We start from the raw sequence: 12,574 nt of genomic DNA, 5'->3' as shown, positions 1-12,574 counted from the left end.
TCGAGACAGATCTTAGTACAAAATAAGCTGATAAGATCTCTTATTGTTGTCTTTTTAATGATCAGCCTGGGAATATTTTGCACTTCCTTACTCAATTTACCATCGGAATGTTTTAACATCACGTTTTCAGCTTTTCTGGGTGCAGTCATATTAACGGCACGTCAACACATGAAAAATTATAAAGATGAAAAAAATTAGACCAACAATAGTTGTTTTTGGATGTACGGGTACGGTGGGAAGAGAAGTGATGCATCAATTAACAGAGTATGACTGTATAGTAAGAGGAGTGCTCAGACATCCTGACCGGATGTATCCCGTGCGGACAGATTCCCGGACTTCGAATATAACGTATGTAAGCGCTGATCTGAATTCAATAGAACAGCTTCAAAAAGCCTGTGTAGGAGCAGATGCTTTGTTTCTATTGACAGCAACATCACCACAGCAGGTGCAGTATGAAATAAATATAATAGATGCAGCCAAACAAAGTGGTATCAAAAGGATCGTGAAGTTGTCTGCTCCGGTCGTTCAGCCGGCTGCTCATGTCGAAGTCAGTCAGTGGCATAATATAATTGATGATTACCTTGTGCAGAACATGGATGAATTCTGTTGTCTGAGACCTCATTCATTTATGCAGAACTGGGAACGCAATACATTTACCATTCAATATTTTGGTAAAATTTACGGAACATTAGGAGATGCGAAGAGAAATTATATTGATTGCCGGGATGTGGCAACAGTAGCGATCCATTATTTATTAACTCCGGAACAAGTAAAGGAGGGATCTGTTATTCTGGCCGGTCCTCAGGCTATTAGTAATATAGAGATGGCCGACAAATTGTCTCATGTAACCGGACGTAAAATCGAATATGTAAATATTACAGCGGATGAATTTTTTAGTCTGTTAACCAGAAAAGCAAAATTGCCTGAATGGTTAGCCAGCCATATTGTAGAACTGGATAATCTGGCTCTTCATATTCCGGAACCTGAGTGCGATACGATCACCAACTTAATTTTAAGAAAACCCCGTATTATGGATGAATACCTCCAGGAATACAGATATCTTTTTAAAAGAAAACCTTTCTGGAAGTTGTTGATATAAATAAGAAAAGCCCAATCTTAAGATTGAGCTTTTCTTATTTAAAACTCTTGCCGGCAATCCCAGGCTTTCAGATAATTGATTTGAAGTGATTTATTAAAAGTAACTTAAAGAATGAAAATATGAATTGATTTACGTTACAAATTGTATCTTTCGGAACAAAAAGACTAATCCGTATTATTTGATCAACTGTCAGTGATTTTGAAGAACCGGTTGCTGAGCTTTGCAACGTTTTTACTTTTTTTGTCGTCATATATAAAAATGCAATACCTGATCCGAAGTCCTCAAATTACTATGTAATGAAAAATTTAGTCAAAACCAGTGTACTGTCCTTTCTTCTGCTACCAGTCTGTATCCTGATTACGCATATTAGTAAAGCACAAAAAATTACTCATTATGAAGGTAAGGTTGCTATAGATTCCCTAAAAAATATTATTGCTGCTTTTAATATCAGTTATCTGAATGGAGATAAAAATGAGCTTGACTTCTATCTCAATAAGAATGCGGATATTAAACAGTTCCGGTTCGGGAACAATTCTGTAGAATATACAATTGAAGGTGTTGTAGAAGATCTGAAAAGGATCAGAATTAAAAACACATTTCCCGAAAAATTTGTCCTGAATATCGAATATACCTATCCTCTGGACAAGATTGAGAGTAAGATATTTGCTTATAATCCCAACTGGATCGAATTAAGCCTTTATACAGGTTGGTTTCCTGTAAATATTGATGACAAAAACTACTCGTATCAGTTGAATTTTAAAGTACCCGAAAATTACGATATTATTGGTAATGGAGTGGTTAGAAAAAAAGGATTAAATACCATAATTACCAACACAAACAATCACTTTGACATTCCTGTTGTGCTTTCCGGAAAGTTCCAGCGATTTAGTACCCGTAATAATAAAATTAAGTTTTTCAGCGTACAGCTTCCTGCTGAAAAGATAGAGGAGATTCAGGAAACGTCTCTTGAAATGTACAACTTTTATGAAAGCAGATTTGGGAAAAGTGCTACCGACAACCTGATTGTGACAGTAAATCCCTTTGCACATGATATGTCTTATGCACGAAGAGGATTTATTTCATTATCATTACTGGATAATTATGGTCTTGTTGATAGAAAAGTCCTGGCACACGAAATAGCACACCTATGGTGGCAAAATGCTAAGACTGGTGTCTGGGAAGACTGGCTAAATGAATCTTTTGCTGAATTTTCCACTTTGAAATGGATGGAGAAAACGCTTTCTGATGAGATATTTCAGAAACAACTGAAAAAATATGAAGATGCATACAAAAAACCTGTAAAAGTTTCAAAGACGAAAACAGGAGATACTGACTGGCACTCAGTTGCTTATTTTAAAGGACCTTATATGTTATATCAATTGGAAAAAAATATTGGAGAGGAAAAAATGCTGCAATTCCTGAAGAAGGTCTACAAAGACAAGATCTCCACCACAGAAAAATTAATAGAATTGTTAAAGCATTATGCTGATGAAAAGTCCGTGAAAATATTAGAAAATGAAATCTATTAAATACCATAGCTGAAACAGTTGTTTCAGCCTCATGGATAAGAAAGGGTAGGGAAGGAGATCAGTAAATGATAAGGTATGACCAGATAAAAGCTCGGGATGTAGCAACTTGATAGTAAATGACTAATTACACGGGTTTTAGAATCCACAAGATTGATCTCATGAATCAAGTGCTTTAAAGACTAGCGACCAATCGATCCTCAACAAAAACAAATGGCAACAGGCTTTTAATTCCGTTAACTTTCAAAACTTCACCATTAAGACAATAAAACAACACTTGAATAGGTCTGTTCTGTTTCATTTCAAATTCGGCCATTACCTGTAGACAGGCTCCGCAAGAAGTTATGGGTTTGGTAATTTCAAAAGCATTTGTTTGAGCAGTAATAGCCATACTTTCTATTACTCCATCCGGATGCATCACTCCAATTGAAAAAAGCGCAACCCGCTCAGCACATAACCCCGAAGGATAAGCTACATTTTCCTGATTACTGCCTAAAAAAGTCTCACCTGATTCAAGTTGAATGGCTGTACCTACTCTAAATTTGGAATATGGAGAGTAAGAACTTTCCAGCGCTTTCTCGGCCATCTCACATAAATTTTTGTCTGTCTCACTTAACTCTTCAATATTGGCGTAATGCTCGTAAGTTATATTTAAATCGATCGATCTCATCTTAATGTCTTAACTAAAATATCCCCGATAATTTTAATATCGGGCAAACAAATTAGGGTAATTTATTGGATTATTCAAATAAATATGATGTTATACTAGATTTTGGTTGCCCGGCTACTGAAATATATAAATGTGTAGGTAAGCTGATGAAACCCGATCTAAAGAGTGTTTAGGTTCTGTAAATACTTAAATATGAGTATTGTGTCTGTATTATTGTTATATTTATTGAGATTAAGCTGTCCTTAAAATAATAGCGAAACAGATGGAAAATAAAGATCGGGTAATCAACAGAGTCGGCTGGGTAACCCAGATGAAATCTACTCCGCCATTAACGGGAGAATATATCCAAAGGCAATACCGTTTCTTTGAAAATCAGGTACATTTTCTGCAGGACAATGGGTTTACTACGCGCACTATTTTGAAAGCGGGTGAAAAAGCTACTAATGATTCACAAATAACCGTTGGAGATCTCACACCCTTAGGACTGAAATTTTACTTGTTTGGCATCAGACCCTGGACTGCACGGTATGACAGAAATAAAGACAAGGATAAAGCCGTCGATGATCTGAGTTTTATCAATAAAAAACTGACGGATTTTATAAAAATGAATGGTGTTAAATAGGGGATGAGGATAAATACAATGATAGAAAAAAATAGTGATGATTTCGGTTCTGTGGTTGCCGAATTTGGGAATCTGATTAGCGACTTTGGTTTCTCTTGTCCTGAGAAACTTTGGTATTCTAACCTTGTTTCATTGAGCAAAAATGTAGACGATATTTATTACTGTTATGTTATAGTCCGTGTGTATAAAAATGACGGTTCTTTAGAAACGACATTATGGGTAGGTCCGATAAACAGACCGGACGATGGTTTAGAGAACCTGTCCGCAAATATCAAAATGCAGATCGGTTACACTCAGGTATTAGACCCTCTTTTTTTTAGAAATTGTGAGTCAAAAATTATCATACTTATTGAAAGTGGTATTCTGAAAACTCTTTTAACAGCTTCCCAAAATGAGCTTAAGTACCATTCAATCCACAATTATTGTAGTTAATTCCTTTTCTCTCAGATTCTGATACTGTTAAATAAGAAAAGCTAATCGCAAGATTAGCTTTTTCTTTTGGTGATCCGGCTGGTTGGGAAATAGAATCAATTTTTCAAGGATTTAGAAAGTATTTTAGGTATATGTAATTAATTGTTGTGTTTTTGTATATTATTTTTCGCTTTCATATCAGCTGTGTTTTCGAAGCTGCCAAATTGGTACACTAAAATATATTATTATCTAATTTTTTCATTACAATATAAGAGGGTAAAGAAGATTAATGATAATGTGTTTATAAAATTCTAATGAAATATTAATTTACTACTTTAGTATGATTTAATTTAATGGATATCTATGAGGACAATATTACAGTCGATTAAGGATTCATATTGTATAAATAATAAAAGTCTAAAAAAATTGAGCGACAAACTTCTTCCAGTGGAAATCAAAAAAAAGACGATTTTAGTAAGCCCCGAAAAAATTAATAACAATCTTTATTTTATAGAGCGGGGGGTAGCAAGATCCTTTACGATAATGGATGGGAAAGAGATTACATCCTGGTTCAGTAAAGAAGGAGATCTTATCTACTCTACGAACAGTTTTTATGGTAAAAGACAAGGATATGAATCGGAAATGGTTCAGGTTCTGGAAGATTCTCTGTTTTATTATATTTCTATATCCGAAATCCATGACCTGTGCCTTTATGATATTGACATTTCAAATTGGTTACGTGTTTTGCATCAGGATGCCTTCGTAGATTTAGAGAGAAGATTAATTTCGCGTTTGTACCTGTCAGCAGAAGAACGGTATAATGATTTTTTTCTGAACAATAAAGATTTGTTCAATAGAGTGAATTTAGGTCATATCGCATCTTATCTTGGAATGTCGCACGTCACGCTATGTGCACTACGCAAATAATTTGATTTCTTTAAGTACTTAAAAAAGAAGCAGGGAAGAATGAACTATCTTCGTTATATAAATATTTTAAAAATGACGGAGAAAGACAAAATGCTTAATGGAGAGCTCTATGACTGTGGAGATAAAGAATTGCTTGAACGATGGCACACTGCGAAGCGCCTGCAAAAAGACTATAACCAAACCGATACAACTGACAGTGAGTCTCTTGATGAAATTCTGAAAAAGCTGCTTGGTTCAAGAGGTAAAAACGTATGGATTGCTGCCCCATTTTTTGTGGATTATGGAGAAAACATTCACATTGGCAATAATGTTGAAATCAATATGAACTGTATTTTTCTTGATGGCAACCGTATTACCATTGGGGATAATTCAGGCATAGGACCAGGGGTGCATATTTATACTGTTAATCATCCTGTGAGAGGGTTTGAAAGGCTTTCTTATGTTAAAGGAAATAAATTTCCGTTTTGGAAATCATTTACAAAGCCTGTTACGATTGGAAATAACGTCTGGATCGGTGGGGGATCTATTATTCTTCCTGGGGTAACTATCGGTGACAATACTACTGTTGGAGCAGGGAGTGTTGTAACAAAAGATATACCGTCGCAGTCTATCGCTGTGGGCAATCCATGTAGAGTAATACAACAAATCTAAATTTTCCTTATAACCAATAGAATCTATAATAACAATAAAACCATCATTTATAAAATGAAGAAAATATTATTGTTCACTCTTCTTTTTTTTGGATCACTAATGCTAAATGCTCAAGTAAGTATTATCCCTGCACCTGCTCATTTAAATGTAAGATCGGATAAAAAAGGACTCCATATTACCAAAGATACAAAGATTGTTGTGGCTTCTGAATCTATGGAAAAATCTGCACTTTTTCTAAACCAATACCTGAAGACCTATTTTGATATTACACTTGATATTGTAAAAGAGAAACCTAGGGAGAATTATATATTCTTGGTGCTTGACAAGAAAGCGAGTACTTTTGAAGATGGATATCGCCTGAAAAGTTCAAGTAGGGATATTTCAATTGCCGGAGTATCCAATGCCTCCGTTTTTTACGGAATACAGACTTTGTTACAGCTGTTGCCAACCAGCCTTACCCAAACAATTATTATTCCTTCTGTAGTGATTAATGACTATCCACGGTTTTCATATCGTGGTATGCATCTTGATGTTAGCAGGCATTTTTTTGATATCAAATTTATTAAACAATTTATTGATTACTTAGCATTACATAAATTGAATTATTTTCATTGGCATCTGACTGATGACCATGGATGGCGAATAGAAATTAAAAAATATCCTAAGCTGACTGAACTTGGGAGTTGGAGAAATGGTACTATTATCGGACTCTGGCCAGGGATTGGAAATGAAGATATTAAGTATCAGGTATTTCAGGACAAAATTTCCATAACGCCTGAAAACGCTGTTATAAAAACTGATAATGTTCGATATGGAGGATATTATTCGCAGGAAGAGATCAAAGAAGTTGTGCAATATGCTGAAGATCGGTATATCACGATTATTCCGGAGATAGAGATGCCAGCTCACAGCATGGCGGTACTTGCGGCCTATCCAGAACTGGGTACCGAACCCAATAAAAGGTATTCGGTGGCAGAAACCTGGGGAATCATGAACAAATATAATAATGTTTTGCAGGTTTCGGAAAGAACATTCCATTTTCTGGAAGATGTATTGACCGAGATACTGGATTTATTTCCTTCACGTTATATACATATCGGGGGTGACGAAGCGTCAAAAGTGTGGTGGCGACAATCTGCAGAAACCAAAAATTTCATGAAAATACATCGCATAAATGATGAAGCGGGCTTACAGAGTTATTTTATCCATCGCATTGAAAAATTTGTCAATTCCAAAGGACGGATCATTATCGGCTGGGACGAAATATTAGATGGAGGGCTTGCTCCCAATGCTGTTGTTATGAGCTGGCGAGGTGAGAAAGGAGGTATAGCCGCAGCTAGATCTAGGCAGCGCGTTATCATGACGCCTGAGGATAAGCTCTACTTTAATCATAGCCAATTTATCAAAGATGATAGTTTGACGGCCAATAAATTTCTACCATTAAAAGATGTGTACCAGTATGAGCCTATACCTAAAGAACTTGCTGCAGAGGAGCAGAAATATATTTGGGGTGCTCAAGGAAATTTATGGTCTGAATATATCTCTAATCCCTCTAAAGTTCAGTATATGCTTTTTCCGAGAATAGATGCCTTAAGTGAGGTTGTATGGTCGCGGAAGGAATCACGAATCTATTCAGATTTTACTCGTAGGCTAAAGAATCAATTCAAGAGGTATGATGGGTATACATTATAGTTCTCACTATGTCAAATAAAAGCACAGGATAAAATACTGTCAATTTCAGACAGACTAGAAATTTTATATAATAAAATCAAACCATAAAATATCAGGCTGTAAAAATTTGATATGGAGATTTTTTATGTGCAAAAAAAGAGAGACAACTATCAAATAGTTGTCTCTTTAAGTGATCCCGCTGGGATTCGAACCCAGGACCCATACATTAAAAGTGTATTGCTCTACCAGCTGAGCTACGGAATCCTTTCTTTTTGTGAAACTAATTCCGTTTCTGAAAGTGATGCAAAGGTAGGAATATAAATTATATATGCAAAGAATTCCGTTGTTAAAACATAAAAAAAAGTAAAACGCATTCATTTATAGTGATTTATTTTTTTTAAATAAAAATGCGTTAATGATAGTGCCATGCCATATTTCCCTTTTCTTTCCAGAATTAAACCCTTATTTTGTACAATATAAGTTGAACATAGCATGAAAATACTAATTGTAGAAGACGAACTCGAATTGCAGAGGAGTGTGCAGGAATTTTTGGAGGCAGAGCAATATGTTGTGGAAGTCGCTTCGGATTATTCTTCGGCTTCATCAAAGATTAATCTGTATACCTATGATTGTATACTTTTGGATATAAATCTGCCGGGAGGCAACGGGCTTACGCTGCTGGATGAATTGAGAGGAAAAGAGCAGCAACATACCATTATTATTTCGGCAAGAGATTCTATAGATGATAAGATAAGAGGGCTGGATCTCGGGGCGGATGATTACCTGACAAAGCCTTTTCATCTTTCCGAATTGAATGCGCGTATCAAAGCTGTATTGCGACGTAAGCAGCTTGCCGGCAACCCTGTTGTTCAACTTAATAATCTGCAGATCAATTACGACACACGCAGCATCTGTGTCAATGATCAGGATCTGCATTTCAGCCGTAAGGAATTTGATGTATTTTCTTTTTTTGTCCTCAATAAGAATAAGCTGGTGACGAAAACCGCATTGGCCGAGCATGTATGGGGAGATGATTCAGATATGGCCGATAATCTTGATTTTATTTATTCACAGATTAAAAATATTCGTAAAAAGTTGAAAGAGCATCATGCACAGCTTGAGATACAGGCAATCTACGGTATAGGATATAAAATGAGCGTATAAGATGAGACTGCTGAACCGAACTATGTTGTATCTTTCCGGAGCATTGCTGCTGATCCTGAGTGTATGGGCTGTGATCTTCTATCTGGATATGATGGATGAAGTATACGACAGCCTTGACGATGGTCTTGAAAACCACAAAATGCTTATTATACATAGGGCATATGAGGATGAGATGGTCTACCAGAAGAGGGATTTTGGGGAAAGTAATTACAGATTGATTCCTGTCCCTGAAGATATCGCCATCAGCGGTTTGGAAACTTATTCTGACACATCCATGTACATGGTTAATGAAGAAGATTTTGAAGTCGTGCGTATGCTGACAACCTATTTTCAGGATAACGATGGTAAATACTACAAGTTGCAGGTTATCTCCTCTATGGTGGAGGAAGACGATCTGATCAGCAGTTTACTGTACTCACTTCTTACGCTCTTTGTTGTCGTTATGACATCCATTTTTATTATCAATAAATTGATATTGAGTAAAATATGGAAACCTTTCTATCAACTGGGGCATCAGTTGAAAAAATTTGAACTGGGGAAAAGGAATACCTTTGTTGCTCCCAAAACCTCTGTGCTTGAATTTAAGGAACTGAATAATACAATCACCCAGCTGCTGGATGATAATACGGCCGTTTATGAGCGGCAAAAAGACTTTGTCGAAAATGCTGCACATGAATTGCAGACACCGCTGGCCATATCACAATCAAAAGTAGAAATGCTGTTGCCTCATTTTGAGAAAGATGAAGAAGTGTTAAATCAGCTGGCGGAGGTATTGCATCAACTGGACCGGATGAAAAGATTGAACAAATCGCTGTTGTTGCTGACTAAAATCGACAACCGGCAATTTTTAAATCAGGAGCCAACAGATTTCAATATGTTATGGAAAAAGCAAATAGAAGCCTTCAGAGAGCTTTTAGAGCATAAAAGCTTACAAATAGACCTGTTGGAAGAAGAAGTGCTTATACGCGATTTTAATCCCGATCTGGCGCAGATGCTTATTTCTAATCTGCTGCGCAATGCACATATCCATAACTACGAGGGTGGGCGTATTGTTGTGCGTATTTACAAGAATAGATTTACCATAGCCAATACAGGCAAAGAAATGGCACTTAATACGCAGCATATCTTTGATCGCTTTTATAAGGATGTGGAAAATCAGCAATCCACAGGTCTGGGACTGGCGATCGTCAGATCTATAGTGGATTCGACAAATGGTCACATTGACTATACATATACAGATCATATGCACAGCTTTACGGTGCATTTTGACTAATTAATCGTTTCTGAGATACTCTTCGTCTTCTGCACTCAAAGATTTGGCAGCAGGAGGGAGTGTCTCACCTGCATCACCTGTAATACTGTAGACAGAAGGGTGCTGGTCTTTTTTCTTTCCTGACCGCGCAAGGATCAAGCCTACAATAACACCCAGCAGAAAGAAAATAGCCAGAATAGCCAGTTTGGAGACGCTATGGTCACCGAAAATCCAAAAATTGACCGATTCTGTATTCTTCATCAGCACAATAGTGAGCAGAATGGTCAGTATTAATAAGAATATGGTCTTGATACGCATGTGACAACGAATTACCTGAAACCGAAAGTAATAAAAAAAGGAGATAACGCAAGTTATCTCCTTTATATTTTGTGTTGAATAACAGTATTATTCAGCTACTACTTCGAAAGGAACCTGAACTTTAACTTCTTTGTGAAGGTTCAAGTTAGCGATGTATTCACCAACTAATTTTGGTTCAGTTTCGAAAGTGATGCGGCGACGATCTACGTCAAAACCTTGCGCTTTCAAAGCATCAGCAATCTGAATGCTGTTTACTTTACCGAAGATTTTTCCTGATTCACCAGCTTTAGCACCGATTGTTAACTTGATAGCTTCTAATTTAGTCGCTAATTCTGTCGCATCTTTTTTAATTTTCTCTTGTTTGAATTGCGCTTGTTTGATGTTTTCAGCTAATACTTTCTTTGCAGAAGATGTAGCCAATACAGCGAAACCCTGAGGAATTAAGTAGTTACGACCGTAACCCGGCTTTACTACGACAACATCGTCTTTTTCGCCAAGGTGTTTGATATCATGTTTTAAGATAATTTCCATGTCGTATTCTCCTTATTTTAATGAGTCAGTAACGTAAGGTAATAAACCGATGTGACGGGCACGTTTAACGGCCTGAGCAACTTTACGTTGGAATTTCAATGAAGTACCAGTAAGACGACGAGGTAAAATTTTACCTTGGTCATTCACAAATTTCAAAAGGAAGTTTGCGTCTTTGTAGTCAATGTATTTGATACCGTTCTTTTTGAAACGGCAATATTTTTTACGGTTGTCCTCTACTTTAGGAGCAGTTACGTATTGGATGTTTTCGTTTGCCATTAGTTTGCTACCTCCTCAGTTTTAGTTTCTGCTTTCTTGTTGAATGCTCCGCTACGTTTTTTCTCACTGTATGCAATAGCGTGTTTGTCTAATGCAATCGTTAAGAAACGCATTACGCGCTCATCACGTCTCAATTCAATCTCAATTTTTTTGATTAATTCACCTGGAGCCTTGAATTCAGTTAAGTGATAAAATCCAGTTGTTTTTTTCTGGATAGGATACGCTAATTTTTTCAAACCCCAATTGTCTTCAGCGACAATCTCGGCTCCGCCTTCTGTTAAGATGTTTTTGAATTTCGCGATTACTTCTTTCGCAACATCATCAGAAAGCAACGGGGTAAGAATGATTACAGATTCGTACTGTTGCATTTTGTTAAATATTTTGTTAATTTAAAATCTCCGCACTTACGGAAGTGCAAAGGTATAAAATTACTTTTATTTATAAAAGAGAAATTTAGAATAAGTGACCTATTGTCAAAATCAAGGTACAAAGTATTCCCTGATGCAAATATTTAATAACTTTACTTCCTATGAAAACAATACAAAATTACTTTATAAGCCTTTTTCTAGTCTTTTTTATCAGCGCCGTTCCCTCTTCAGTTCAGGCACAAAAAGATCCGCTGGATGATGATGTGTTACGAATATTAGCTATCGGTAATAGTTTTTCAGAAGATGCAATCGAAAATTATCTTTATGAGCTTGCAAAGGCCAGTGGCAAAACCATGGTCATCGGCAATCTGTATATCGGAGGAGCGCCTTTGTCTCTGCATGTACGCAATGTGAATGAAGATAAGGCTGCTTACAGCTATCGCAAAATAACCTCCGACGGGAATAAAACCGTTACTCCTGATGTCCGTATATCGGAAGCACTGGTTGATGAACCCTGGGATTATGTCAGTTTTCAGCAGGCCAGTCCGCTTTCGGGTAAATATGAAACATATCAGACCGATCTTCCGGCTCTGTTTGCCTATGTAAAAGCACATGTACGGTATCCTTCTACAAAGTATATTCTGCACCAGACATGGGCATATCAGCAGGATTCCAGGCATGACGGTTTTGCAAACTACGACCGGAGTCAGTTAAAGATGTATGAAGCTATTGTACGCACTTCTCAGCAAGCATTCAAACTGGTTCCCTTTGACTTATTAGTTTCTGCAGGCACTGCTGTGCAGAATGCGCGGACAAGTTTTATAGGAGATCATTATACAAGAGACGGTTACCACCTTAATCTGGACTACGGACGTTTTACGGCAGCCTGTACCTGGTTTGAAACTCTTTTTCAGCAGGATGTCACAACGAATGTTTACAAACCGCTAAAAGTGACGGATATTCAGGCTGAAATAGCAAAGAAAGCGGCACACGAAGCTGTTTTACATCCTTTTACAGTAACGCCGCTTAAGGCATTTCAGATAATGGAAATGGCAAGGTAATCTGTGTATTAATCAAAAACCAACCTA

The 12,574-nt window shown here is 36.8% G+C and carries 15 protein-coding genes and 1 tRNA gene; 10 read left to right on the top strand and 6 right to left on the bottom strand.

The window, feature by feature from the left end:
• Nucleotides 1–184: 184 nt before the first annotated feature.
• Both HMPREF0766_RS15125 and HMPREF0766_RS15120 read left to right on the top strand, forming a co-directional pair.
• Nucleotides 185–1,099: an NmrA family NAD(P)-binding protein gene (locus HMPREF0766_RS15125; RefSeq protein WP_002998977.1), complete on the top strand. Its 915-nt coding sequence runs from the start codon at nucleotides 185–187 to the stop codon at nucleotides 1,097–1,099.
• A gap of 296 nt (nucleotides 1,100–1,395) precedes the next feature.
• On the top strand, nucleotides 1,396–2,628 hold the full coding sequence (locus HMPREF0766_RS15120; RefSeq protein WP_002998974.1) for a M1 family aminopeptidase: 1,233 nt from the start codon (nucleotides 1,396–1,398) through the stop codon (nucleotides 2,626–2,628).
• Between the two features lie 172 nt (nucleotides 2,629–2,800).
• Here the strand turns inward: HMPREF0766_RS15120 and HMPREF0766_RS15115 are convergent, their stop codons facing one another.
• Nucleotides 2,801–3,295 (bottom strand): cytidine deaminase, encoded by a 495-nt coding sequence (locus tag HMPREF0766_RS15115; protein WP_002998971.1) that lies wholly within the window; start codon nucleotides 3,293–3,295, stop codon nucleotides 2,801–2,803.
• A 262-nt stretch (nucleotides 3,296–3,557) separates the two neighbouring features.
• On the opposite strand from HMPREF0766_RS15115, the gene HMPREF0766_RS15110 reads away from it, so the two are divergent.
• The 5 genes from HMPREF0766_RS15110 to HMPREF0766_RS15090 all read left to right on the top strand — a co-directional run bounded on the left by HMPREF0766_RS15110 (nucleotide 3,558) and on the right by HMPREF0766_RS15090 (nucleotide 7,598).
• Nucleotides 3,558–3,917: a hypothetical protein gene (locus HMPREF0766_RS15110; protein WP_002998968.1), complete on the top strand. Its 360-nt coding sequence runs from the start codon at nucleotides 3,558–3,560 to the stop codon at nucleotides 3,915–3,917.
• A gap of 18 nt (nucleotides 3,918–3,935) precedes the next feature.
• On the top strand, nucleotides 3,936–4,349 hold the full coding sequence (locus HMPREF0766_RS15105; RefSeq protein ID WP_115388680.1) for an Imm25 family immunity protein: 414 nt from the start codon (nucleotides 3,936–3,938) through the stop codon (nucleotides 4,347–4,349).
• Between the two features lie 426 nt (nucleotides 4,350–4,775).
• Nucleotides 4,776–5,255, top strand: a complete 480-nt coding sequence (locus HMPREF0766_RS15100) for a Crp/Fnr family transcriptional regulator (protein WP_201680371.1) — start codon at nucleotides 4,776–4,778, stop codon at nucleotides 5,253–5,255.
• Nucleotides 5,256–5,294: 39 nt separating this feature from the next.
• Complete coding sequence (locus HMPREF0766_RS15095) at nucleotides 5,295–5,906, top strand: sugar O-acetyltransferase (protein ID WP_002998959.1); 612 nt, start codon at nucleotides 5,295–5,297, stop codon at nucleotides 5,904–5,906.
• A gap of 54 nt (nucleotides 5,907–5,960) precedes the next feature.
• Nucleotides 5,961–7,598: a beta-N-acetylhexosaminidase gene (locus HMPREF0766_RS15090; protein WP_002998955.1), complete on the top strand. Its 1,638-nt coding sequence runs from the start codon at nucleotides 5,961–5,963 to the stop codon at nucleotides 7,596–7,598.
• A gap of 170 nt (nucleotides 7,599–7,768) precedes the next feature.
• Here HMPREF0766_RS15090 and HMPREF0766_RS15085 read toward each other — a convergent pair.
• Nucleotides 7,769–7,841: transfer RNA gene (locus HMPREF0766_RS15085), tRNA-Lys, on the bottom strand.
• A gap of 228 nt (nucleotides 7,842–8,069) precedes the next feature.
• Between HMPREF0766_RS15085 and HMPREF0766_RS15080 the strand changes: the two genes are divergently transcribed.
• Nucleotides 8,070–8,741, top strand: coding sequence for a response regulator transcription factor (locus HMPREF0766_RS15080; RefSeq protein WP_002998952.1), 672 nt, complete (start codon nucleotides 8,070–8,072; stop codon nucleotides 8,739–8,741).
• A gap of 1 nt (nucleotide 8,742) precedes the next feature.
• Nucleotides 8,743–10,014: a sensor histidine kinase gene (locus HMPREF0766_RS15075; RefSeq protein ID WP_002998949.1), complete on the top strand. Its 1,272-nt coding sequence runs from the start codon at nucleotides 8,743–8,745 to the stop codon at nucleotides 10,012–10,014.
• On the opposite strand, the gene HMPREF0766_RS15070 is transcribed toward HMPREF0766_RS15075, so the two are convergent.
• The 4 genes from HMPREF0766_RS15070 to rpsF all read right to left on the bottom strand — a co-directional run bounded on the left by HMPREF0766_RS15070 (nucleotide 10,015) and on the right by rpsF (nucleotide 11,486).
• Entirely contained in the window at nucleotides 10,015–10,311 is a 297-nt protein-coding gene (locus HMPREF0766_RS15070) for a hypothetical protein (protein ID WP_002998946.1), read from the bottom strand. It abuts the gene before it with no gap.
• Between the two features lie 87 nt (nucleotides 10,312–10,398).
• The gene (rplI, locus tag HMPREF0766_RS15065; RefSeq protein WP_002998943.1) at nucleotides 10,399–10,842 is read right to left on the bottom strand and encodes a 50S ribosomal protein L9; all 444 of its coding nucleotides are present in this window, start codon (nucleotides 10,840–10,842) and stop codon (nucleotides 10,399–10,401) included.
• Nucleotides 10,843–10,854: 12 nt separating this feature from the next.
• Nucleotides 10,855–11,118, bottom strand: a complete 264-nt coding sequence (gene rpsR / locus HMPREF0766_RS15060) for a 30S ribosomal protein S18 (protein WP_002998940.1) — start codon at nucleotides 11,116–11,118, stop codon at nucleotides 10,855–10,857.
• On the bottom strand, nucleotides 11,118–11,486 hold the full coding sequence (gene rpsF / locus HMPREF0766_RS15055) for a 30S ribosomal protein S6 (RefSeq protein WP_002998937.1): 369 nt from the start codon (nucleotides 11,484–11,486) through the stop codon (nucleotides 11,118–11,120). Before rpsF ends, rpsR begins: the two co-directional genes overlap by 1 nt.
• A 161-nt stretch (nucleotides 11,487–11,647) precedes the next feature.
• Here rpsF and HMPREF0766_RS15050 point away from each other — a divergent pair, with 161 nt between their 5' ends.
• Nucleotides 11,648–12,547: a DUF4886 domain-containing protein gene (locus HMPREF0766_RS15050; protein ID WP_002998935.1), complete on the top strand. Its 900-nt coding sequence runs from the start codon at nucleotides 11,648–11,650 to the stop codon at nucleotides 12,545–12,547.
• The last annotated feature ends 27 nt before the right edge of the window (nucleotides 12,548–12,574 follow it).

The sequence above is a fragment of the Sphingobacterium spiritivorum ATCC 33861 genome (assembly GCF_000143765.1).
Taxonomy (GTDB): domain Bacteria; phylum Bacteroidota; class Bacteroidia; order Sphingobacteriales; family Sphingobacteriaceae; genus Sphingobacterium; species Sphingobacterium spiritivorum.
The sequence above is the reverse complement of the archived record's forward strand: the minus strand, read 5'-3'. Positions and strand labels throughout refer to the sequence as shown.